The 22,477-nt window shown below is 49.7% G+C and carries 20 protein-coding genes, 1 pseudogene and 1 other annotated feature; of the genes and pseudogenes, 10 read left to right on the top strand and 11 right to left on the bottom strand.

Annotated elements, in window-relative coordinates:
- The first annotated feature begins 5 nt into the window (after positions 1-5).
- The 5 genes from ACLJQJ_RS09410 to wzzB all read left to right on the top strand — a co-directional run bounded on the left by ACLJQJ_RS09410 (position 6) and on the right by wzzB (position 7,050).
- Positions 6-1,442, top strand: coding sequence for a phosphomannomutase (locus ACLJQJ_RS09410; RefSeq protein ID WP_000790547.1), 1,437 nt, complete (start codon positions 6-8; stop codon positions 1,440-1,442).
- A 78-nt stretch (positions 1,443-1,520) separates the two neighbouring features.
- Positions 1,521-2,951, top strand: a complete 1,431-nt coding sequence (locus ACLJQJ_RS09405; protein WP_063809123.1) for an undecaprenyl-phosphate galactose phosphotransferase — start codon at positions 1,521-1,523, stop codon at positions 2,949-2,951.
- A 163-nt stretch (positions 2,952-3,114) separates the two neighbouring features.
- A complete protein-coding gene (gndA, locus tag ACLJQJ_RS09400; protein WP_000043532.1) occupies positions 3,115-4,521 on the top strand; it encodes an NADP-dependent phosphogluconate dehydrogenase in 1,407 nt (468 codons plus the stop codon).
- Positions 4,522-4,757: 236 nt separating this feature from the next.
- Positions 4,758-5,924, top strand: coding sequence for a UDP-glucose 6-dehydrogenase (gene ugd, locus ACLJQJ_RS09395; protein ID WP_000704825.1), 1,167 nt, complete (start codon positions 4,758-4,760; stop codon positions 5,922-5,924).
- A 142-nt stretch (positions 5,925-6,066) separates the two neighbouring features.
- A complete protein-coding gene (gene wzzB, locus ACLJQJ_RS09390) occupies positions 6,067-7,050 on the top strand; it encodes an LPS O-antigen chain length determinant protein WzzB (protein WP_063809124.1) in 984 nt (327 codons plus the stop codon).
- 80 nt (positions 7,051-7,130) lie between these two features.
- Here wzzB and hisIE read toward each other — a convergent pair whose 3' ends face one another.
- From hisIE to hisL, 9 genes are all read right to left on the bottom strand, one after another.
- Complete coding sequence (gene hisIE, locus ACLJQJ_RS09385; protein WP_000954846.1) at positions 7,131-7,742, bottom strand: bifunctional phosphoribosyl-AMP cyclohydrolase/phosphoribosyl-ATP diphosphatase HisIE; 612 nt, start codon at positions 7,740-7,742, stop codon at positions 7,131-7,133.
- The gene (hisF, locus tag ACLJQJ_RS09380; RefSeq protein WP_000880125.1) at positions 7,736-8,512 is read right to left on the bottom strand and encodes an imidazole glycerol phosphate synthase subunit HisF; all 777 of its coding nucleotides are present in this window, start codon (positions 8,510-8,512) and stop codon (positions 7,736-7,738) included. The genes hisIE and hisF overlap by 7 nt, the downstream gene beginning before the upstream one ends.
- Complete coding sequence (hisA, locus tag ACLJQJ_RS09375; RefSeq protein ID WP_000586409.1) at positions 8,494-9,231, bottom strand: 1-(5-phosphoribosyl)-5-[(5-phosphoribosylamino)methylideneamino]imidazole-4-carboxamide isomerase; 738 nt, start codon at positions 9,229-9,231, stop codon at positions 8,494-8,496. The genes hisF and hisA overlap by 19 nt, the downstream gene beginning before the upstream one ends.
- Complete coding sequence (gene hisH / locus ACLJQJ_RS09370) at positions 9,231-9,821, bottom strand: imidazole glycerol phosphate synthase subunit HisH (protein WP_063809125.1); 591 nt, start codon at positions 9,819-9,821, stop codon at positions 9,231-9,233. Before hisH ends, hisA begins: the two co-directional genes overlap by 1 nt.
- Positions 9,821-10,888 (bottom strand): bifunctional histidinol-phosphatase/imidazoleglycerol-phosphate dehydratase HisB, encoded by a 1,068-nt coding sequence (gene hisB, locus ACLJQJ_RS09365; RefSeq protein ID WP_000080044.1) that lies wholly within the window; start codon positions 10,886-10,888, stop codon positions 9,821-9,823. The genes hisH and hisB overlap by 1 nt, the downstream gene beginning before the upstream one ends.
- Entirely contained in the window at positions 10,885-11,964 is a 1,080-nt protein-coding gene (gene hisC / locus ACLJQJ_RS09360; RefSeq protein WP_000102717.1) for a histidinol-phosphate transaminase, read from the bottom strand. Before hisC ends, hisB begins: the two co-directional genes overlap by 4 nt.
- Complete coding sequence (hisD, locus tag ACLJQJ_RS09355; protein ID WP_063809126.1) at positions 11,961-13,265, bottom strand: histidinol dehydrogenase; 1,305 nt, start codon at positions 13,263-13,265, stop codon at positions 11,961-11,963. Before hisD ends, hisC begins: the two co-directional genes overlap by 4 nt.
- Positions 13,266-13,367: 102 nt before the next feature.
- Entirely contained in the window at positions 13,368-14,267 is a 900-nt protein-coding gene (gene hisG / locus ACLJQJ_RS09350) for an ATP phosphoribosyltransferase (protein ID WP_000886600.1), read from the bottom strand.
- Between the two features lie 46 nt (positions 14,268-14,313).
- Positions 14,314-14,437 (bottom strand) — a sequence feature (His leader region).
- Positions 14,413-14,463: a his operon leader peptide gene (gene hisL, locus ACLJQJ_RS09345; RefSeq protein ID WP_001364200.1), complete on the bottom strand. Its 51-nt coding sequence runs from the start codon at positions 14,461-14,463 to the stop codon at positions 14,413-14,415. It overlaps the preceding feature by 25 nt.
- A 162-nt stretch (positions 14,464-14,625) precedes the next feature.
- Here hisL and ACLJQJ_RS09340 point away from each other — a divergent pair, with 162 nt between their 5' ends.
- From ACLJQJ_RS09340 to plaP, 4 genes are all read left to right on the top strand, one after another.
- On the top strand, positions 14,626-15,450 hold the full coding sequence (locus tag ACLJQJ_RS09340; protein ID WP_000754712.1) for an SDR family oxidoreductase: 825 nt from the start codon (positions 14,626-14,628) through the stop codon (positions 15,448-15,450).
- A 45-nt stretch (positions 15,451-15,495) separates the two neighbouring features.
- On the top strand, positions 15,496-16,410 hold the full coding sequence (locus ACLJQJ_RS09335; protein WP_000803316.1) for a LysR family transcriptional regulator: 915 nt from the start codon (positions 15,496-15,498) through the stop codon (positions 16,408-16,410).
- 233 nt (positions 16,411-16,643) lie between these two features.
- Positions 16,644-16,706: a membrane protein YoeI gene (yoeI, locus tag ACLJQJ_RS09330; RefSeq protein WP_096335044.1), complete on the top strand. Its 63-nt coding sequence runs from the start codon at positions 16,644-16,646 to the stop codon at positions 16,704-16,706.
- Complete coding sequence (plaP, locus tag ACLJQJ_RS09325; RefSeq protein ID WP_001519005.1) at positions 16,696-18,054, top strand: putrescine/proton symporter PlaP; 1,359 nt, start codon at positions 16,696-16,698, stop codon at positions 18,052-18,054. The genes yoeI and plaP overlap by 11 nt, the downstream gene beginning before the upstream one ends.
- Positions 18,055-18,189: 135 nt before the next feature.
- Here the strand turns inward: plaP and sbcB are convergent, their stop codons facing one another.
- Positions 18,190-19,620, bottom strand: coding sequence for an exodeoxyribonuclease I (gene sbcB / locus ACLJQJ_RS09320; protein ID WP_000216702.1), 1,431 nt, complete (start codon positions 19,618-19,620; stop codon positions 18,190-18,192).
- A 159-nt stretch (positions 19,621-19,779) separates the two neighbouring features.
- Here sbcB and ACLJQJ_RS09315 point away from each other — a divergent pair.
- A pseudogene (locus tag ACLJQJ_RS09315) lies at positions 19,780-19,857 on the top strand (hypothetical protein); the annotation flags it as partial.
- A gap of 128 nt (positions 19,858-19,985) precedes the next feature.
- Here the strand turns inward: ACLJQJ_RS09315 and sopA are convergent.
- Positions 19,986-22,334: an SPI-1 type III secretion system effector HECT-type E3 ubiquitin transferase SopA gene (gene sopA / locus ACLJQJ_RS09310; protein ID WP_063809128.1), complete on the bottom strand. Its 2,349-nt coding sequence runs from the start codon at positions 22,332-22,334 to the stop codon at positions 19,986-19,988.
- Positions 22,335-22,477 lie beyond the last annotated feature (143 nt).

Genomic DNA, 22,477 nt, shown 5'->3' with positions numbered 1-22,477 from the left:
AATTGATGAAAAATATATATAATACTTACGATGTTATCAACAAATCTGGAATTAATTTTGGAACCAGTGGTGCCCGCGGCCTTGTTACCGATTTTACACCCGAAGTTTGCGCAGCATTTACCATTTCCTTTTTGACAGTAATGCAGCAAAGATTCTCATTTACAACGGTTGCGCTCGCAATTGATAATCGTCCAAGCAGTTACGCGATGGCTCAAGCTTGTGCTGCTGCTTTGCAAGAAAAAGGAATTAAAACCGTTTACTATGGCGTAATTCCAACACCTGCTTTAGCTCATCAATCAATTTCCGATAAAGTACCTGCAATCATGGTTACTGGCAGTCATATCCCTTTTGACCGTAATGGCCTGAAATTTTATAGGCCAGATGGTGAAATTACTAAAGATGATGAGAATGCTATTATTCATGTTGAAGCCTCATTTATGAAGCCTAAGCTTGAACAATTGACAATTTCCACAATCGCTGCTAGAAATTATATTCTACGATATACCTCATTATTTCCAATGCCATTCTTAAAAAATAAGCGCATTGGAATTTATGAGCATTCTAGTGCGGGTCGTGATCTCTATAAGACGTTATTCAAAATGTTGGGTGCTACAGTTGTTAGTTTAGCAAGGAGCGACGAATTTGTTCCTATTGATACTGAAGCTGTAAGTGAAGATGATAGAAATAAAGCAATCACATGGGCAAAAAAATATCAGTTAGATGCTATATTTTCAACTGATGGTGATGGAGATCGCCCTCTGATAGCTGACGAATATGGAAATTGGTTAAGAGGAGATATATTAGGCCTTCTGTGCTCTCTCGAATTAGCTGCTGATGCAGTCGCTATTCCTGTAAGCTGCAACAGTACAATCTCATCTGGTAACTTTTTTAAACATGTGGAACGAACAAAGATTGGTTCACCCTATGTGATTGCAGCATTTGCTAAATTATCTGCAAACTATAATTGTATAGCTGGTTTTGAAGCGAATGGTGGCTTTCTGCTAGGTAGCGATGTTTATATTAATCAGCGTTTACTTAAGGCATTACCAACACGTGATGCTTTATTACCTGCCATTATGCTTCTGTTTGGTAGTAAGGACAAAAGTATTAGTGAGCTTGTTAAAAAACTTCCTGCTCGCTATACCTATTCAAACAGATTACAGGATATAAGTGTTAAAACAAGTATGTCTCTAATAAATCTTGGTCTGACAGATCAAGAGGATTTTTTGCAGTATATTGGTTTTAATAAACATCATATATTACATTCTGATGTTACTGATGGCTTTAGAATCACTATCGATAACAATAATATTATTCATTTACGACCTTCAGGCAATGCCCCTGAGTTGCGTTGCTATGCGGAGGCTGACTCGCAAGAGGATGCATGTAATATTGTTGAAACTGTTCTCTCTAATATCAAAAGCAAACTGGGTAGAGCTTAATGGCTGTTGATATAGAGCGTTTCTTTCCAGTAATACTTTGTCTGGTTATCTGGTACCCAGGTTGAGGGTGAGGATTAAATGGATCGTTTTGATAATAAGTATAACCCAAATTTATGCAAAATATTATTGGCTATATCAGATTTATTGTTTTTTAATGTAGCCTTATGGGCATCGCTAGGTGTTGTATATTTAATCTTTGATGAAGTTCAGCGATTTGTACCACAAGAGCAATTGGATAATCGATTTATATCACATTTTATTCTATCTATAGTATGCGTTGGATGGTTTTGGGTTCGGCTGCGTCACTATACATATCGAAAGCCATTCTGGTATGAGTTGAAAGAGGTTATTCGTACTATCGTTATTTTTGCTGTGTTTGATTTGGCTTTAATTGCTTTTACAAAATGGCAGTTTTCACGCTATGTCTGGGTGTTTTGTTGGACTTTTGCCATAATCCTGGTGCCTTTTTTTCGCGCACTTACAAAGCATTTATTGAACAAGCTAGGTATCTGGAAGAAAAAAACTATCATCCTGGGGAGCGGACAGAATGCTCGTGGTGCATATTCTGCGCTGCAAAGTGAGGAGATGATGGGGTTTGATGTTATCGCTTTTTTTGATAAGGATGCGTCAGATGCTGAAATAAATATGTTGCCGGTGATAAAGGACTCTGAGACTATTTGGGATTTAAATCGTACAGGTGATGTCCATTATATCCTTGCTTATGAATACACCGAGTTGGAGAAAACACATTTTTGGCTACGTGAACTTTCAAAACATCATTGTCGTTCTGTTACTGTAGTCCCCTCGTTTAGAGGATTGCCATTATATAATACTGATATGTCTTTTATCTTTAGCCATGAAGTTATGTTATTAAGGATACAAAATAACTTGGCTAAAAGGTCGTCCCGTTTTCTCAAACGGACATTTGATATTATTTGTTCAATAATAATTCTTATAATTGCATCACCACTTATGATTTATCTGTGGTATAAAGTTACTCGAGATGGTGGTCCGGCTATTTATGGTCACCAGCGAGTAGGTCGGCATGGAAAACTTTTTCCATGCTATAAATTTCGTTCTATGATTATGAATTCTCAAGAGGTACTAAAAGAACTTTTGGCTAACGATCCTATTGCTAGGGCTGAATGGGAAAAAGATTTTAAACTGAAAAATGATCCTCGAATCACAGCTGTAGGTCGATTTATACGTAAAACTAGCCTTGATGAGTTGCCACAACTTTTTAATGTACTAAAAGGTGATATGAGCCTGGTTGGACCACGACCTATCGTTTCGGATGAACTGGAGCGTTATTGTGATGATGTTGATTATTATTTGATGGCAAAGCCGGGCATGACAGGTCTATGGCAAGTGAGTGGGCGTAATGATGTTGATTATGACACTCGTGTTTATTTTGATTCCTGGTATGTTAAAAACTGGACGCTTTGGAATGATATTGCCATTCTGTTTAAAACAGCGAAAGTTGTTTTGCGGCGAGATGGTGCGTATTAAGCTTACCGAGAAGTACTGAATAATAATTGTATAAAATAGCCTGCGTAAAATCTGAACGCATCAATCGCTACCTTAATATCATACCTTTGAGTTAACATACTATTCACCTTTAACCTGCCATGACCGTTTGTGGCAGGGTTTCTACACCTGACAGGAGTATGTAATGTCCAAGCAACAGATCGGCGTCGTCGGTATGGCAGTGATGGGGCGCAACCTCGCGCTCAACATCGAAAGCCGTGGTTATACCGTCTCCGTTTTCAACCGCTCCCGTGAAAAGACCGAAGAAGTGATTGCCGAGAATCCCGGCAAAAAGCTGGTGCCTTATTACACGGTGAAAGAGTTTGTTGAATCCCTCGAAACGCCTCGTCGTATCCTGTTAATGGTGAAAGCGGGCGCAGGTACTGATGCAGCTATCGATTCGCTGAAACCGTATCTGGAAAAAGGCGATATCATTATTGATGGCGGTAACACCTTCTTCCAGGACACAATCCGTCGCAATCGCGAGCTGTCTGCGGAAGGTTTTAACTTTATCGGTACCGGCGTTTCCGGTGGTGAAGAGGGCGCGCTGAAAGGGCCATCTATCATGCCTGGCGGTCAGAAAGATGCCTATGAACTGGTGGCGCCGATCCTGACGAAGATTGCTGCTGTGGCAGAAGATGGCGAACCGTGCGTGACCTATATCGGCGCCGATGGTGCGGGTCACTACGTCAAGATGGTCCATAATGGTATTGAATATGGCGATATGCAGCTTATCGCTGAAGCTTACTCCTTGCTGAAAGGCGGCCTGAACCTCAGCAATGAAGAGTTGGCGAACACTTTTACTGAGTGGAATAACGGCGAGCTGAGCAGCTATCTGATCGACATCACTAAAGACATCTTCACTAAAAAAGATGAAGACGGAAACTACCTTGTGGATGTCATTCTTGATGAAGCCGCCAACAAAGGGACCGGTAAATGGACCAGCCAGAGCGCGCTGGATCTGGGCGAACCGCTGTCGCTGATTACCGAATCCGTCTTTGCGCGTTACATCTCTTCGTTGAAAGCGCAACGTGTTGCCGCATCTAAAGTGCTCTCCGGCCCGAAAGCGCAGCCGGCGGGCGACAAAGCGGAATTTATCGAGAAAGTGCGTCGCGCGCTGTATCTTGGCAAGATCGTCTCCTATGCGCAGGGCTTCTCGCAGTTACGCGCCGCGTCTGATGAATATCACTGGGATCTCAACTACGGCGAGATTGCTAAGATTTTCCGTGCGGGTTGTATCATTCGCGCTCAGTTCCTGCAGAAAATCACCGATGCTTACGCAGAAAACGCTGGTATTGCCAATTTGCTGTTAGCGCCTTACTTCAAGAAAATTGCTGATGAGTACCAGCAGGCGCTGCGTGATGTCGTGGCTTACGCGGTGCAGAACGGCATTCCGGTGCCGACATTCTCTGCGGCAGTGGCCTACTATGACAGCTATCGCGCCGCAGTACTGCCAGCTAACTTAATTCAGGCGCAGCGTGACTACTTTGGTGCGCACACCTATAAACGTACTGATAAAGAAGGCATTTTCCATACCGAATGGTTGGAATAATTTCTGCAAAAATGTTTAAGCCCGGTTTAATACCGGGCTTTTTTTTATCTCTATTCTTATTGATTTATCGCTTTTGCTTAATATTAACTTAATAATCTGTGTTTATCGTAATGAAGATAATCTGAATTGTTTTCGTCTGCGTTGCACTTTATATACTCAGGCGTTAAAACTTTAATATCTTATCAGGATGCGAAATACATCATGATTCATAATTAAGTTAATTCTGAGAGCGAATAATGAAAATCACGATATCCGGGACGGGTTATGTTGGCTTGTCTAATGGTTTGCTTATTGCACAACATCATGATGTGGTGGCGTTAGACATTGTTCCTTCCCGTGTTGAACTGTTAAATGATCGGATATCTCCGATTGTTGATAAAGAAATTCAGCAATTTTTAAAGGAAGATAACATCAGATTCAGGGCAACGCTGGATAAGTTTGATGCGTACCAGAATGCAGATTACGTCATCATTGCTACGCCTACGGATTACGATCCCAAAACTAACTATTTTAATACGTCCAGTGTGGAATCGGTCATTCAGGATGTGATCAGCATCAACCCCGCAGCAGTGATGATTATTAAGTCTACGGTGCCGGTTGGCTTCACGGCGGCAATGCGTCAGAAGTTTGCGACAGAAAATATCATTTTCTCTCCGGAGTTTTTACGTGAAGGTAAAGCCCTTTACGATAACCTTTATCCCTCCCGTATCGTGATTGGGGAACAGTCTGAGCGCGCCAGAGAATTTGCCGCATTACTCCAGGAAGGCGCTATTAAACAGGAGATTCCAACGCTGTTTACGGACTCCACTGAGGCGGAAGCTATTAAACTTTTCGCCAATACTTATCTCGCTATGCGAGTCGCTTATTTTAATGAATTAGACAGCTATGCTGAAACGTTAGGATTAAATACCCGACAAATTATTGAAGGGGTGTGCCTCGACCCGCGTATTGGCAATCATTATAATAATCCCTCTTTTGGTTATGGCGGATATTGTTTGCCAAAAGATACCAAACAGTTGCTGGCTAATTATCAGTCGGTGCCTAATAATATTATCTCCGCTATCGTTGAAGCAAACCGTACGCGTAAAGATTTTATTGCCGACGCTATCCTCGCCAGAAAGCCTAAAGTGGTGGGCATTTATCGCCTGATTATGAAGAGTGGCTCCGATAACTTCCGCGCCTCATCGATTCAGGGGATTATGAAGCGCATTAAAGCGAAAGGCGTAGAGGTCATCATCTATGAGCCGGTAATGGAAGAAGATACTTTCTTTAACTCACGTCTTGAACGTGATTTGCACTGCTTTAAACAGCAGGCGGATGTCATTATTTCCAACAGGATGGCGGCAGAGCTTTTGGATGTCGCTGAAAAAGTGTATACCCGCGATCTTTTCGGTAGTGATTAATAAGGCAATCGGGGCTGATGAGTCCCGATGATTTATTGACCATATGGAAATAATGTCTGATTTTTATCATTAATCCTATGGCATATATTTACTTTATGACTACACTGTCTCCAGCTTCATCCTTTTTTTAGTTAGGGTATCTATGACAGTGGATAGTAATACGTCTTCCGGGCGTGGGAACGATCCGGAACAGATTGATTTAATTGAGTTATTGCTACAGTTATGGCGTGGGAAGATGACCATTATTGTAGCCGTTATTATCGCCATTTTGCTGGCCGTAGGCTACCTGATGATAGCCAAAGAAAAATGGACATCCACGGCGATTATTACCCAACCTGATGCTGCGCAGGTTGCCACCTATACCAACGCGCTCAACGTCTTGTATGGCGGGAATGCCCCCAAAATCTCTGAAGTGCAGGCGAATTTTATAAGCCGCTTTAGCTCTGCGTTTTCCGCATTATCGGAAGCGCTGGATAATCAGAAAGAGCGGGAAAAGCTCACCATTGAACAGTCGGTAAAGGGGCAGACGCTGCCGCTCTCGGTTTCTTATGTGAGTACTACCGCTGAAGGGGCGCAGCGTCGGCTGGCGGAATATATCCAACAGGTGGATGAAGAGGTCGCTAAGGAACTGGAAGTTGACCTGAAAGATAACATCACGCTGCAAACCAAAACGTTGCAGGAGTCCCTTGAGACGCAGGAAGTTGTGGCGCAGGAGCAAAAAGATCTGCGTATTAAGCAAATCGAAGAAGCGTTGCGCTATGCGGATGAGGCCAAAATCACGCAGCCGCAGATTCAGCAAACCCAGGATGTTACCCAGGACACGATGTTCCTGCTGGGGAGCGATGCGCTAAAATCGATGATACAGAACGAAGCGACGCGTCCACTGGTCTTTTCTCCGGCCTATTACCAGACGAAGCAGACACTGCTGGACATTAAAAATCTGAAAGTGACTGCCGATACGGTGCACGTCTATCGTTATGTGATGAAGCCGACGCTGCCGGTCCGTCGCGATAGCCCGAAAAAAGCCATTACTCTTGTGCTGGCTGTATTGCTGGGTGGGATGATCGGTGCCGGGATTGTGCTGGGACGCAATGCGCTACATAGCTATAAGCCAAAAGCCTTGTAAGCTTCTTTGCCGGATGGTGGTCGGCTTCGAAAGGTAAAATTTCTCATTAAAAAACCGGGCATTGCCCGGTTTTTTTACGCTTATTGATGACGCTTACGAAGATTGTCGATCACGGTGGTGAGGTTGAGATCCTGATCCTGCAACAGCACCAGCAGGTGGTACATCAAATCAGACGCTTCATTGGTTAATTCAAAACGATCATTGACGGTGGCCGCCAGCGCGGTTTCTACACCTTCTTCGCCAACTTTTTGCGCAATACGTTTGGTACCGCTGGCGTACAGTTTCGCCGTGTAAGAGCTGGCCGGATCGGCGGTTTTGCGCTCTGCCAGTAGCTGCTCCAGTTGATACAGGAATAACCATTGATGGCTGGCGTCGCCAAAGCAGCTGCTGGTACCTTTGTGGCAGGTCGGCCCGACAGGATTTGCCAGCACCAGCAGTGTATCGTTGTCGCAATCCGGCGCAATGCTGACGACATTCAGCACATGGCCTGAGGTTTCGCCTTTGGTCCATAAACGCTGTTTCGTGCGTGAGAAGAACGTAACATGGCCGGATTCAATGGTTTTGTCCAGCGCTTGTGGGTTCATATAGCCCAGCATCAATACTTCGCCGGATACCGCATGTTGCACGATGGCTGGCATCAGGCCATCGGTTTTTTCCCAGTCCAGCTCGCGGCGTTGTTGCTCTGTTAACATATCCTGATCTCCACGCCCTGGCCTGCCAGGTACGCTTTTAATTCGCCAATATTGATGATTTGCTTGTGAAAAACGGAGGCGGCAAGCGCGCCGTCGACATCGGCATCACGGAATGCCTCAAGAAAGTGTTCCATCGTGCCCGCGCCGCCGGAGGCGATCAGCGGCACGCGGCAAACGTCACGGACTTTTTTCAACTGCGTCAGATCATAACCGTTACGCACGCCGTCCTGGTTCATCATATTCAGGACGATTTCCCCCGCGCCGCGCTGTTGTACCTCTTGCACCCAATCCAGCGTCTCCCACTGCGTCACGCGGGTACGGTTTTCATCGCCGGTATACTGGTTAACATGATATTTCCCCGTGGCGTCGTCAAACCAGGTATCAATCCCGACGACAATGCATTGTACGCCAAAACGGTCAGCCAGACGGGTAATCAGCGTTGGGTCAGCCAGCGCCGGGGAGTTGATAGAGATCTTATCCGCCCCGAAAGAAAGAATTTTGGCGGCGTCGTCAATTGACCGGATGCCGCCCGCTACACAAAACGGAATGTCGATCACCTCGGCAACGCGCGCCACCCAGCTTTTATCGACTACGCGACCATCGCTGGAGGCGGTAATGTCATAGAACACCAGTTCGTCCGCGCCTTCATCGGCATAGCGTTTGGCCAGCGGAACGATATCGCCAATGATCTCATGGTTGCGAAACTGTACGCCTTTCACCACCTGACCATCACGAACATCCAGACACGGAATTATACGTTTTGCCAGCATTGGATGGCCTCCTTAACGGTAAATTTCCCTTCCAGCAGAGCGCGTCCGACAATCACGCCGCGCACGCCGGTGCCGCGCAGGGCGGCAATATCATCGATATCGCCAATACCGCCGGAGGATTGAAAGGCGATCTGCGGATATCTGGCGCATACCTCTTCGTACAGCGAAACGTTAGAGCCCGCCAGCGTGCCGTCGCGAGAAATATCGGTACACAGTACATGTTTCAGGCCGACGGGGAGATAGGTCTCCACCAGTTGTTCCAGCGAGACGCCGGAATTTTCCTGCCAGCCGCTAACCGCCACCTGCTTGGTGCCGTGTTCGTCTATGCGAACGTCCAGCGCCAGCACCAGCGCCTGCGCGCCAAAACGTTCAAACCAGCCTTTCACCACGTCAGGAGATTTCACCGCCGTTGAACCGATGACCACACGGGCAACGCCAGCTTTCAGTAATGCCGCAACGTCTTCTTCGGTACGCACGCCGCCGCCGACCTGAACAGGCACGTTCACGCCCGCGACCAGGGTTTTAATCAGCGGTATCTGTCGCTTAGCCGGATCTTTAGCGCCGGTCAGATCTACCAGATGCAGCACCCCGGCGCCCTGGGCGGCGTAATCCTGCAAACGGGGCAGGGGATCGTTACCGTAATCCCGCTGCCGGGCGTAGTCACCCTGGTGGAGACGCACCACGGTGCCGTCAATTAAATCTAATGCCGGAATAATCATTACATCTCCAGGAAGTTTTTCAGCAACTGTGCGCCCGCCGCGCCCGAACGTTCCGGGTGGAACTGTACGCCGAAGAAATTATCTTTCTGTATCGCCGCGGTAAACGGCTCGCCGTAATTGCACTGGGCGATAGTCCACGGGTTGACCGGCATCGCGTAGCTGTGAACAAAGTAAAAATAGGCGCCATCTTCAATGCCCTGAAACAGCCGGTTGCCCGCCTGCGGATACACGCGATTCCAGCCCATGTGCGGCAGCGGCAGACCAAAGTCGGTCATTTTCGGCACGTCTTGCTCGATAATGTTCAGCAGATCCACGCCGCGCGTTTCTTCGCTGCGACGACCCAGCAGTTGCATCCCTAAGCAGATACCCAGTACCGGCTGAGTACACGCTTTAATTAAGTCGATCAGTTCACGTTCGCGCAGTTGATCCATAGCGGCCTGCGCCGTGCCGACGCCGGGCAGAAAGAGTTTGTCAGCGCGTAATACGATTTCCGCTTCGCGGCTGACCACCGGGGTGTAACCGTGGCGCGCCACGGCGGATTTTACCGAGCTTAAATTGGCGCAGCCGGTGTCAAGGATGACGACGTTCATCACAGCACTCCTTTCGAGGACGGTAATGTATCGCCCTCCACGCGAATAGCCTGGCGTAGCGTCCGACCAAAGGCTTTAAACAAACTTTCGACACGGTGGTGATCGTTCTTACCCTTAGTCTTGAGATGCAGAGTGACACCCATCGTGTAAGAGAGTGAGCGGAAAAAGTGTTCAATCATCTCTGTGCTCAAATCGCCCACACGCTGGTAGGTAAATTCAGCTTTATATTCCAGATGCGGACGACCGGAAATATCCAGCGCGCAGCGCGCCAGACATTCATCCATCGGCAGTACAAAGCCAAAACGGCAGATACCGCGCTTGTCGCCGAGTGCCAGTTTTAATGCCTCACCGAGCGCCAGTCCGGTATCTTCTACCGTGTGGTGATCGTCGATATAGAGATCGCCCTTAACGGTAATCTCCATGCGAAAGCCGCCGTGGGTGGCGATTTGATCGAGCATATGGTCAAAGAAGCCGACGCCGGTATTAATCTTGCTGTTGCCTTCGCGATCCAGCCAGACACTGACATCAATCTGTGTTTCTTTGGTGTTGCGGACCACATGCGCATAACGATCGCGTTTCGTTAGCTGTTCGCCAATCATCGTCCAGTTCAATGTTTCACGGTGATAGCGTAAACCAGTAATGCCCATATTATCAGCGAGCTGGATATCGGTCGCACGATCGCCAATCACATAGCTGTTGGCGCTATCCATCGCTTGTTCCGCAAGATAACGCTCCACCAGCTTCACTTTGGGCTTGCGGCAGTCGCAGTCGTCTGCGGGCAGGTGAGGGCAGATCAGCACCTCATCAAAGCATACGCCCTGAGAGGTGAAAATCTGCATCATCAGGTTGTGCGGTCCGTCGAAGTCCGCCTGCGGGAAGCTTTGCGTGCCAAGTCCATCCTGGTTAGTGATCATCACCAGCTTAAAACCGGCTTTTTGCAGCTTCAGCAATACGGGAATCACCTCTGGCTCAAAGGCCAGTTTATCAAAGCGGTCTACCTGAAAATCGCTTGGCGGTTCGGAAATCAAGGTTCCGTCCCGGTCGATGAAAAGATACTTCTGACTCATACTGGCTCCGCACGTAAGGCGTCAATGACGCGCTGGTTTTCCTGGCGGGTGCCGACCGTAATCCGCAGGCAGCCGCTTAAAGAAGGTTGTTTATTCTGATCGCGTAAGATAATGCCCTGATCCCATAAGGATTTAAACACGCTGCTGGAGGCGGTAAACCGCGCCAGAATATAGTTGGTTTCAGAGTCAAAGACGTGTTCTACGCAGGCGGTCTGTTGCAGGGCATTCACCAGATACTGACGTTCCTGCACTGTCTGCGCCACGCGATCGCGCATTGCGTTTATTCCCTGCGGACTCAGCGCCTGGGCGGCGATATCCGCCACTGGCGTAGAAAGCGGATAAGGGGCGATCACTTTTAACAGCAGGTTGATCACCTCTTCATTAGCCAGCGTAAAGCCGCAGCGCAGACCCGCCAGCGCAAAAGCTTTCGACAATGTGCGCAGGATAACCAGATGAGGATATTCAACCAGCCAGCCTGTCAGCGTGGCCTGTGGGCAAAACTCAATATAAGCTTCGTCGGCGACGACTATCGCTTTACCGCGTGTCAACTCCAGCAGCGTGCGCAGATCCTGCGGGTTGATAAGTTGCCCGGTGGGGTTATTGGGGCTACAAACGAATACCACTTTTGTGCCGTCAAGGTTGTCGGAAATCCCCTGTAGATCCAGCTGCCAGTTTTCAAGCGCGGGAACCGTCCGGCGCTCTACGCCAAGGGTTTCGGCGCTGACGCTGTACATACCGTAAGTGGGCGGACAGTAGAGAATGGCGTCTTTTCCCGGTTCGCAGAAGGCGCGGATCACCAGTTCGATCCCTTCATCCGCGCCGCGGCTGACCAGCACCTGCTCCGGCTTTACGCCAGCATATTGCGCGTAGTTTTCAATCACGGCCTTTGGCTGGCATTCCGGGTAGCGGTTAAGCGTTTGTTGGGTGAGCTGAAACTCCACCGCTGTCGGGAATTCATTCGCGTTCAGCCAGACATCGCCGTTACCGCCCAGACGGCGGGCGGACTGATACGGTACCAGGTTGCGGACATTTTCACGGGCTAAGTCAGCGACGCTGAGAGTGTTTTCAGTGCTCATGCTTGCTCCTTGAGGGCGTTTACGCGCAGGGTCACGGCATTTTTATGGGCGGTCAGACGTTCTGCCGCCGCCAATGTTTCAATGGTTGATGCCAGAGCGGAAAAGCCCGCTTTCGACAGTTCCTGAACGGTCATCCGTTTCTGGAAATCCGCTAACCCAAGGCTGGAACAGGTAGCAGTATAGCCATAGGTCGGTAAGACATGGTTGGTTCCGGAAGCGTAATCACCGGCGGATTCCGGCGACCAGTCGCCGAGAAATACCGAGCCTGCGCTGGTAATCGCATCCACCAAATCGCGCGCATTGCGCGTCTGGATAATTAAGTGTTCCGGCCCATACTGATTAGAGATGGCGACGCACTGCGCTAAATCTTTGGTCACAATCAGACGACTGGCGCTCAGGGCCTGCCGGGCGGTGTCCGCGCGCGGCAGTTCCGCCAGTTGACGTTCTACCGCCTCCGCCACCTTGCGGGCAATGTCAGCATCAGGCGTCAGCAGGATCACCTGCGAATCCGGACCGTGTTCTGCCTGGGAGAGCAGGTCAGAAGCGACGAAATCCGGTGTTGCGCCGCTGTCGGCGATCACCAGTACTTCAGACGGCCCGGCAGGCATATCGATAGTCGCGCCGTCGAGGCGCTGGCTGACCTGACGCTTGGCTTCGGTTACAAAGGCGTTGCCGGGGCCAAAAATTTTATCCACTTTCGGTACGGACTCGCTGCCGAAGGCCAGAGCGGCAATCGCCTGCGCGCCGCCGACGTTAAAGATTTCCTGCACGCCACACAGTTGCGCCGCATAGAGGATTTCATCAGCGATGGGCGGCGGCGAGCACAGAACCACGTTCTGACATCCCGCAATACGCGCCGGCGTCGCCAGCATCAGCACCGTTGAGAAGAGCGGAGCCGAGCCGCCGGGAATATACAGACCGACAGACGCGACGGGACGCGTAACCTGCTGGCAACGCACGCCTGGCTGGGTTTCCACATCTACAGGCGGTAGCGTCTGCGCGGAATGGAACGTTTCAATATTTTTGACGGCAGCGGCCATCGCCTGTTTTAATTCGTCGCTCAGACGCGCGCCGGCGGCGGCGATCTCTTCAGGGGTAATGCGTAGCGCTGTCACTTCTGTTTTATCAAATTTAGCGCTGTATTCACGCAGGGCATCGTCACCGCGTGTTTTTACATTATCCAGAATATCGCTGACCGTCCGGGTAATACTGTCAGAGGCGGAAATCGCCGGACGCGTCAGCAGCGCACGCTGCTGTTCAGGGCTACAGCTGTTCCAGTCAATCAAGGTATTGAAGCTCATGGTCTTTACTCCATCACAGGGTTCCGCCTTATCCGGCCTACAGAACCCAAAATAACAACGCATTACGTAGGCCTGATAAGCGCAGCGCCATCAGGCGTCAGATCACTCCATCATCTTCTCGATCGGCAGTACCAGAATCGAGCTGGCGCCAAGCGCTTTCAGTTTCTCCATGGTTTCCCAGAACAGCGTTTCGCTGCTGACCATGTGCATCGCCACGCGCTGTTGCTCGCCCGCCAGCGGCAGAATTGTCGGCCTTTCAGCGCCTGGCAGCAGGGCGATAACCTCTTCCAGGCGTTCACTTGGCGCGTGCATCATGATGTATTTCGATTCGCGCGCCTGAATCACACCCTGAATACGGGTCAGCAATTTATCGATCAGCTGTTGCTTGCTCTGTGCCATCTCACCGTCGCGCTGAATCAGACAGGCTTTAGAGCGGTAGATAACTTCGACTTCACGCAGGCCGTTAGCTTCGAGCGTCGCGCCGGTAGAGACCAAATCGCAGATAGCGTCGGCCAGCCCCGCGCGCGGCGCGACTTCGACAGAACCATTTAACAGACACGATTTAAAAGAGACGCCTTTCTGATCGAGGTAGCGTTTGAGGAGGTGCGGATAAGAGGTAGCGATACGTTTACCGTCCAGCGCCGCCGGGCCGTCCCAGGCTTCGTCAACCGGCGTTGCCAGCGATAAACGGCAGCCGCCGAAGTCAAGACGGCGCAGGGTAAAATAGCGCGGATCTTCGCCCTGCGCGCGGCGGTTGAGTAGCTCTTCTTCCAGCACGTTCTCGCCGATAATGCCGAGATCGACCACGCCATCCATCACCAGACCCGGAATGTCATCATCACGCACGCGCAGGATATCAATCGGCATGTTTTCCGCCATCGCAATCAGGCGCTGAGTGTGTAAATTAATTTTTATGCCGCAGCGGGCCAGCAATTCTCGTGAATCATCGCTTAAACGGCCTGATTTCTGAATAGCTATGCGTAAGCGGGTGTTGTCTAACATTCTGCGTTCCTCTTTATCCTGTCTGAACCGGTCTGTATCGCGCGCCAAAAAAAAGCCCCCGGAAGATGATCTTCCGGGGGCTTTCTCATGCGTTCATGCACCACTGGAAGATCTGAATGTCTTCCAGCACACATCGCCTGAAAGACTAGTCAGGATGATGGTGATGATGGTGGTGTTTAAATTGAACGCGTGTCATAAAAATTCCGATGAATGCTTATTCATTTGATACCTTTTAACCTAAACCACTTTTACGCCTTAAAGCAAGCGCTTTTTTCATTTCGCATTTATAGTATGAATTGTCAGTCACGGCGGGCTGGCGTAGCCTTATGTATAAGGCGTTAAAGTCAGGAGAAAATGGATGAAAAAGGTCGCAATTGTCGGTTTAGGTTGGTTAGGCATGCCGCTGGCAATGTCGCTGGCAGCGAGAGGCTGGCAGGTTACCGGCAGCAAAACCACCCTTGACGGGGTGGAAGCGGCCCGTATGAGTGGAATTGAAAGCTATCCGCTGCGTCTGGAGCCGGAGCTGGTCTGTGAGGCGGACGATCTTGACGCTCTGCTGGATGTCGATGCGCTGGTGATAACACTGCCCGCGCGCCGTAGCGGTCCGGGAGAGGATTTTTATCTGCAGGCGATGCAGGAGCTGGTCGACAGCGCGCTGGCTTATCGTATCCCGCGTATTATTTTTACCAGTTCGACGTCTGTTTACGGTGATGCGCAAGGCGTGGTGAAAGAGAATACGCCGCGTAATCCGGTCACGGCCAGCGGGCGTACCCTGAAGGAACTGGAAGATTGGCTGCATAATCTGCCGGGCACGTCAGTAGATATTCTGCGGCTGGCGGGGTTGGTCGGGCCTGGACGCCATCCCGGACGTTTCTTTGCCGGAAAAACCGCGCCGGATGGTCAACACGGGGTCAATCTGGTGCATCTTGAAGACGTGGTTGGCGCAATTACCCTCTTGCTACAGGCGCCAAAAGGGGGGCACATCTATAATATATGTGCGCCGGCGCATCCAGCCCGCAACGTGTTTTATCCGCAAATGACGCGCTTGCTGGGAATGGCGCCGCCGCATTTTCGTGACGCACCGGACAACGGCAAAGGGAAGATTATCGACGGTAGCCGGATTTGTAATGAGCTGGGATTTGAATATCAATATCCCGATCCGCTGGTGATGCCGATGGAGTGAGTCGCTGTCCAGCAGGTGGTCGCCATATAGCGCAAGGGGACGAGTATGAAACCACTGCTGGACGTTCTGATTATTCTTGATGCGTTAGAAAAAGAAGGCAGCTTCGCGGCGGCGTCGGCAAAATTATTTAAAACGCCGTCCGCCCTCAGTTATACCGTTCATAAGCTGGAAAACGATCTTAATATCCAACTGCTCGACCGTAGCGGGCATCGCGCGCGATTTACGCGAACCGGTAAGATGCTACTGGAAAAAGGCCGTGAAGTGCTGCACACCGTTCGCGAGCTGGAAAAGCAGGCGATTAAACTGCATGAAGGCTGGGAGAACGAACTGGTCATCGGTGTGGATGATACCTTTCCCTTTTCTCTTCTGGCCCCGCTTATCGACGCTTTTTATCAACGCCACAGCGTAACGCGCCTTAAATTTGTTAATGGCGTTCTCGGCGGTTCATGGGAGACGCTGACGCAGGGAAGGGCGGATATCATTGTTGGCGCCATGCGCGCGCCGCCGCCTGACACCGGCTTTGGCTTTGCAAGACTGGGCGATCTTGAACTGGTGTTTGCTGTCGCTCCGCATCATCCGCTGGTTCATGAAGAGGAACCGCTTAGCCGCCAGACGATCAAACGTTTTCGCGCGATTGTGGTTGGCGATAGCGTCCATTCCTCGCGATCAATAGGGTCTGAACTGCTCGACGCTCAGGAAGCGATTACCGTGTTTGATTTTAAAACCAAGCTGGAGCTGCAAATTAGCGGCCTGGGATGCGGCTATTTACCGCGTTATCTGGCGCAGCGATTTTTGGAAAGCGGCGCGCTTATAGAGAAGAAAGTTGTGGCGCAAATCGTCTATGAACCGGTGTGGGTTGGCTGGAATGAACAGACCGCCGGGCTGGCCAGCGGCTGGTGGCGGGATGAAATTTTAGCAAATAATGCTATTGCTGGGGTGTATGCAAAATCGCCGGTTTAAAAATCAATCGCTTATGAAAAATAATTTTTTGAACGCGCTCGCATTCTCTTGTCATTTCACTTCAATTTAGGGCAGAATACGCCGCTTGCAAAAAATGACACTAACCGACGTTTTAATACGCGTCGGTTATTTTTTTGCTTCAAACACATCATTCAATACCAAGAGGCCGGGCTTCGTACCGGATAGATACTTACTTAAAAATCGACAGTTGTTGTCGCTGAGGAATCCAGAAAATGGGGCAATTTTTTGCTTACGCGACGGCATTCGCCGTAAAGGAGAATGACCATGTCGCATAACGTTACTCCAAACACCTCTCGCGTGGAATTACGTAAAACGCTTACGTTAGTTCCGGTTGTAATGATGGGTCTTGCCTATATGCAGCCGATGACGCTGTTCGATACATTTGGTATCGTTTCAGGCCTCACTGACGGTCACGTACCGACGGCGTATGCATTCGCGTTAATCGCGATTCTGTTTACGGCGTTGAGCTACGGGAAACTGGTGCGTCGCTACCCTTCCGCGGGTTCGGCGTATACCTATGCCCAGAAATCCATCAGCCCGACCGTTGGCTTTATGGTGGGTTGGTCTTCTCTGCTCGATTATCTGTTCGCGCCGATGATCAACATTCTGTTGGCGAAAATTTATTTTGAAGCGCTGGTGCCCTCCATTCCGTCATGGGTGTTTGTTGTGGCGCTGGTGGCCTTTATGACGGCCTTTAACCTGCGCAGCCTCAAATCGGTCGCTAACTTCAACACCGTGATTGTAGTGCTACAGGTGGTGCTGATTGCGGTCATTCTGGGCATGGTGGTTTATGGCGTATTTGAAGGCGAAGGCGCCGGTACGCTGGCGAGCACCCGTCCGTTCTGGTCCGGCGATGCGCACGTTATCCCGATGATTACGGGAGCGACGATCCTGTGCTTCTCCTTTACTGGCTTTGACGGCATCAGTAACCTGTCGGAAGAGACCAAAGATGCTGAGCGCGTGATCCCGCGTGCGATTTTCCTGACCGCGCTGATTGGCGGCCTGATCTTCATCTTTGCAACCTATTTCCTGCAATTGTACTTCCCGGATATCTCTCGCTTTAAAGATCCGGATGCGTCTCAGCCGGAAATCATGCTGTACGTGGCGGGTAAAACCTTCCAGGTGGGCGCGCTGATCTTCTCTACTATCACCGTACTGGCTTCCGGTATGGCTGCGCATGCAGGCGTAGCGCGCCTGATGTACGTAATGGGGCGCGACGGCGTATTCCCGAAAAGCTTCTTCGGTTACGTTCATCCGAAATGGCGTACGCCAGCGATGAACATCATCCTGGTCGGGGCGATCGCGCTGCTGGCGATTAATTTTGACCTGGTGATGGCGACGGCGCTGATTAACTTTGGTGCGCTGGTCGCGTTTACCTTTGTTAACCTGTCGGTGATTTCGCAGTTCTGGATCCGTGAGAAGCGTAATAAAACGTTGAAAGATCACTTCCAGTATCTGTTCCTGCCGATGTGCGGCGCGCTCACGGTTGGTGCGTTGTGGGTTAACCTGGAAGAGAGCTCAATGGTACTGGGCCTGATCTGGGCAGGTATCGGGCTGATTTATCTGGCGTGCGTAACTAAAAGCTTCCGTAACCCGGTTCCACAGTACGAAGACGTCGCGTAATCGCGCGTATTATCGGCAATAGTAAAACCGGAGGCAGTGCCTCCGGTTTTTTGTCTGTCATCCAGCACGTTTGCCGGATGGCGGCGTCACTATTTATCCGCTCTGAATTAACAATGCCCGTCAGGCATTGGTCAATTACACAATCTCAGTTGCGTACTGCCACAGTGATTTCAGCAACCCCAGCTTCGTTTTATCTTCCGCATACTGCTGAGAAAGCATCTGCAATTCATTGGCATACTGTTGTAAAAACTCCGGCGTCAGCACCTGACGGCGATGCTCCAGCCAGCGCTGCTGCTCTGCGTCATCCAGCGTACCGGGAAAATTGCGTGCGCGGTAATTAAACAGCAGCTTCTCAATGCGCTTATCGACAAAAGTAATGTCCAGCGCGGGTAGGTTACGCGGCTCGGTTTCGAGTACGATTTTCATGGCTGCGCGATCGGCATCGCTGAAAAAACCATCATAGAGCTGGGCATCAACGTTATCCGAGGCGGCAAAAGGTTCGGCTTCGGCGAAAATCGCCACCACTTTGTCGCGGACCTGCGGGTTTTCACGTAGCACTTTCAGGTTATCCAGGCAATGCTGGCGGTTAATTCCCAGTCGGTCGGCATCCTCCGGGCGCAAGGTATTCGCCTGCGCCAGTACCGGACATTTATTGATATGCACCAGCTTTACCGGCACTGCGACGTGATCGCCAAGATCGGCTTTGGCCGTATAAAGCCGCTCGCGAAGGGTGTCGCTGTCCAGCTCAAGAAGAGGAGAAATATCGCCTGCTAAATCGACCATGATCACCGCGTTACGGTTTTCAGGATGCCACGCCAGCGGCGCGACCCAGCTTGTATTACCGCGCCACGCGCCAAACATGCCGGAGACATGCACCAGCGGCTTCATTTGCGGAACGTCAATCAGCGCCGCCAGTTTATGTTTACTGCGGTGGCTATAAAGATAATCAAACAGTCGCGGCTGGCGTGTTTTCACCAGTTGCGCCATCGCAATAGTGGCGTAGACATCCGCCATCGCATCATGCGCGTTGCTGTGTTCGATCCCGTTCGCCTGGGTTAAATGTTCCAGACGAAAGCTGGGCAGGCCGTCGTCGTTTTCCGGCCAGTTAATTCCCTCCGGGCGCAGCGCATAACAGGCGCGCATGACATCCAATAGATCCCAACGTGAATTATCATGCTGCCAGCTCCAGGCGTAGGGATCGTAAAAGTTGCGATAAAAAATATTGCGCGTGACTTCATCATCAAAACGCACATTGTTGTAGCCCACAACGCAGGTTTTAGGAACGGTAAACAGCGCATGAATGCGTCTGGCGAAAGCGGCTTCGTTTTCTCCTTTCTCACGCGCTTCCTGCGGCGTGATGCCGGTAATCAGCACCGCGCCGGGCTGCGGTAGATAATCATCAGCGGGTTTGCAATAAAACACCTCCGGCTCGCCAATAACGTTGAAGTCGTTATCCGTACGGAGCGCGGCGAATTGCGCTGGTCTGTCGAGGGCCGGATGCGTACCGAAGGTTTCGTAATCGTGGAAGAGGAATGTGCTCTGTATGCTGTCGTTTTTAACTGTCACTTGATGTACACGCCTGATGTTATCTGTATATGAAATATTTTATTCTTTTATTTTGTCGTTGATTGATTGTATTTGTACACCAATTGATATCGTTGCTAATGTTCGTACATGCGATGGTGAGTACATAAACATTAAAATCATTGAGTACAAAATACTAAAATGACCATCAGCGACACTAAGCTACGCTCCCTCTATGGTAAACCATATTCCGGCCCATCTGAAATTACTGATTCTGATTTAGTACTGTATGGAATTTAGGCCAGGGTCAATCTGGCCGGGATCTCAAAAATGCATGGACTAAAACGGGTCTATTTACAGAGGGACACAACGCTGTGTCCCTTAATTCCATGCGGGTTGAGGCTGGACTACGCCCAGGCCAGTGGCAGGATGGATGACAGAACACTCGGGAAATATTTTCTGGCATGACGTTGCATACTATCCGCCACAACGCTGGTACAGGTAAAGGCGCCATGGAGGCCGTGAAAACGGTCGGACCACTCGGTAAACTGTTCGCTGGATGGGAATATCGCCGGAGACAGCTCCCAGGCTTTCTGCATCAGCGCCTCCGCATAGCCTCTCAGGGCCGGCGGAGAGTCATGCTCAGTGCCGAAAATGGCGCTGGAGGAATAGCGTGCGAATGCGGTACTGAGACAGAACAGGGTTTCCGCCTGCTTCTGTGGGGTGGCGTCCGTCAGGTGATAAGCACTGAGGATGTGCTGGTAGTGTGCCGGGCTGAGTTTGCCTTCAGGAAGCAAGGGGTCAAAAATGGTGGCCAGACGCGACACTGAGGCATCATCAATCAACTTCACGGTGGAGTGTTTCTGGTTCGTGGCGGCAATAAACTGCTGGTTCAGCTCCCCGTGATCTTCAGTGCTGAAGATGATATCAATCAGCTCCCCAAAGCGTCGCTGCGTGGCCTGCTGATTAAATGCGGCGAGAAACACCGGAAAGTCATGACGGAATAACTCTACCGGAGAGATTTGCGCGGTGGAAACGTTCTCTCCGGCTCGCAGCAGGTAAAAGTTGTCCCATGTAGTGTCAGGAGTAGGGTTTAGCATTGTTAACAGCGTGTCAGTGGAGAGCATCATCGCCGTGTCTGAATCCTGGGAGGAAAGCAGCAGGAAATTATCTGCTGCGCGGGTTGTCCAGTCCGGGCTGCCGTCATAATTGCCGAAGAGCCCATTATGGATGTGGGGAGACACCGCCGGGTGAGCAAGATACTGTTCATAAAGCGCTGCAGCTTTCTGGCGGGTGCCATCAGTGCAGTCCACGCCTGTCATACAGTGTAAAATCACCTGATTAAAGAGTCCGCTGTGAGTGGTCATGGCGGCGCTGTTCCTGTCAAACGAATCCAGCAACACAGGCAGTATGCGCTGCTGATAATATGTGTCAGGAGTCGGCAGGGGAACGTCATTATAGGTCTGGCACTGGTGGGCAAAAAAACGTTCCTGAACAGGCCCGAGCCACTCGCGGATAAGCGCACTTTGCGTATAGGGAGGGTGGGCCAGTACGCTTACCAGCGAACTTTCAACTGGCCGGATACATGCTTCTGTTAAGCGGCCACCCCGCAATGACTTCACCAGGTCTTCCATTGCCCGGACTTTTTCCTGACTGTATTTATCGGGCAGGCTGTCAATGGTCATCAGAATACTTTTACCATTATTGTGCTCATGATTTAAAAATCCATCCACAGCGTTCTCACTCCAAAGGAGTGGCATTTGCAGCCAGATATCACCTAGACGAATAAAATTTCCGCCCCCTGACACTGACGGAGGTGATGAATTATCCGGTTCATTTAAAATAACGCCAGAGAGGTTGGCTTTGTGACGTATAAACGTATTTTTTAATGTTGTATTAATAAAAGACGGCTGTTGTCGTGTAGTAATTGAATACTGTAAAATCAGTTCATTCATGTCTGAATTACTAAATTTTGTATTACTGCAGACTACATCACTCAGTGTCGAATAAGTGAATCGGCATTCGTCAAAATGTAAATGAGATATATCAGAATAAGTAAATTTTGAATTTGAAAAGTTGAACCCCTTAATAATATCGCCGTCTCGCTCCATGAAGCTGGTGGGCAATATTTTGCTGAATGTAATATTACGGAAATCTGCGTTTGAAAAATCGCGATCTGCGGCCGTAAGGGTTTCTCCGGCTTTCTGTCGTAAAAGTGCATCCGTGAGTTTCTTAGCCCATTCGGCAGGTGATGACGGGGAAGACGTAGCCTGAAGTGAGAGGGAGGGTGATACTGGTGGTGTTCTACCTTCAGAAACCGTGGGCCTGTTATTGGCTGATACAGAGACTCCACCGGGGAGCGGGGCCGCACCTGTCACTCTGTAATTATAATCACATGTTTGATTTGCAATATGCTTACGCATGAATGCTGCATTCATTTTTGAGACATCTTCTGCTGAAATATTTTTCTTACCTGCATTATTTGTATCTTTAATATTTTTAACAGTAATCAATGTTTTGTTTAAGGTGTTTTTATCTTTCGGCTGAAAGAAGTCTTTTATTTTTTGTGGTAACGCGAACTCAATCGATGAGCTCTTTCCTGTTTTAAGTTTTTCATTTAAAGAAGCATGCGTGTTTTTAACACTGGTTATTTTTGAGGCGAACCCGTTTTTCGTATGTTCACGAATAGAGGTAATTAATTTTTTAACCTGGTTAGGAATAGTAGAAAAATTAATTGCGCCTGATGATATCTTCATTAGAATTCCTTATCAACATCATTATGGAAAAACGGTCTGGATTTTTAACGCCTTAAAAGTAAGCTTCATATGTCGGTATGGCGATGGAGATCACAATTCACCATGTTATCTGGCAGGTTTCTTTCAGAAAGTGTCCATCCTGT

Source organism: Salmonella sp. SAL04202 (assembly GCF_046550775.1).
Taxonomy (GTDB): Bacteria; Pseudomonadota; Gammaproteobacteria; order Enterobacterales; family Enterobacteriaceae; genus Salmonella; species Salmonella enterica.
The sequence above is the reverse complement of the archived record's forward strand: the minus strand, read 5'-3'. Positions and strand labels throughout refer to the sequence as shown.

What these genes read in the sequence shown, in the direction of transcription:
- ACLJQJ_RS09410 (WP_000790547.1), top strand. Translation starts at nt 6, where the DNA reads ATGAAAAATATATATAATACTTACGATGTTATCAACAAATCTGGAATT.
- ACLJQJ_RS09405 (WP_063809123.1), top strand. Translation starts at nt 1,521, where the DNA reads ATGGATCGTTTTGATAATAAGTATAACCCAAATTTATGCAAAATATTA.
- gndA (WP_000043532.1), top strand. Translation starts at nt 3,115, where the DNA reads ATGTCCAAGCAACAGATCGGCGTCGTCGGTATGGCAGTGATGGGGCGC.
- ugd (WP_000704825.1), top strand. Translation starts at nt 4,758, where the DNA reads ATGAAAATCACGATATCCGGGACGGGTTATGTTGGCTTGTCTAATGGT.
- wzzB (WP_063809124.1), top strand. Translation starts at nt 6,067, where the DNA reads ATGACAGTGGATAGTAATACGTCTTCCGGGCGTGGGAACGATCCGGAA.
- hisIE (WP_000954846.1), bottom strand. Translation starts at nt 7,742, where the DNA reads ATGTTAACAGAGCAACAACGCCGCGAGCTGGACTGGGAAAAAACCGAT.
- hisF (WP_000880125.1), bottom strand. Translation starts at nt 8,512, where the DNA reads ATGCTGGCAAAACGTATAATTCCGTGTCTGGATGTTCGTGATGGTCAG.
- hisA (WP_000586409.1), bottom strand. Translation starts at nt 9,231, where the DNA reads ATGATTATTCCGGCATTAGATTTAATTGACGGCACCGTGGTGCGTCTC.
- hisH (WP_063809125.1), bottom strand. Translation starts at nt 9,821, where the DNA reads ATGAACGTCGTCATCCTTGACACCGGCTGCGCCAATTTAAGCTCGGTA.
- hisB (WP_000080044.1), bottom strand. Translation starts at nt 10,888, where the DNA reads ATGAGTCAGAAGTATCTTTTCATCGACCGGGACGGAACCTTGATTTCC.
- hisC (WP_000102717.1), bottom strand. Translation starts at nt 11,964, where the DNA reads ATGAGCACTGAAAACACTCTCAGCGTCGCTGACTTAGCCCGTGAAAAT.
- hisD (WP_063809126.1), bottom strand. Translation starts at nt 13,265, where the DNA reads ATGAGCTTCAATACCTTGATTGACTGGAACAGCTGTAGCCCTGAACAG.
- hisG (WP_000886600.1), bottom strand. Translation starts at nt 14,267, where the DNA reads ATGTTAGACAACACCCGCTTACGCATAGCTATTCAGAAATCAGGCCGT.
- ACLJQJ_RS09340 (WP_000754712.1), top strand. Translation starts at nt 14,626, where the DNA reads ATGAAAAAGGTCGCAATTGTCGGTTTAGGTTGGTTAGGCATGCCGCTG.
- ACLJQJ_RS09335 (WP_000803316.1), top strand. Translation starts at nt 15,496, where the DNA reads ATGAAACCACTGCTGGACGTTCTGATTATTCTTGATGCGTTAGAAAAA.
- plaP (WP_001519005.1), top strand. Translation starts at nt 16,696, where the DNA reads ATGTCGCATAACGTTACTCCAAACACCTCTCGCGTGGAATTACGTAAA.
- sopA (WP_063809128.1), bottom strand. Translation starts at nt 22,334, where the DNA reads ATGAAGATATCATCAGGCGCAATTAATTTTTCTACTATTCCTAACCAG.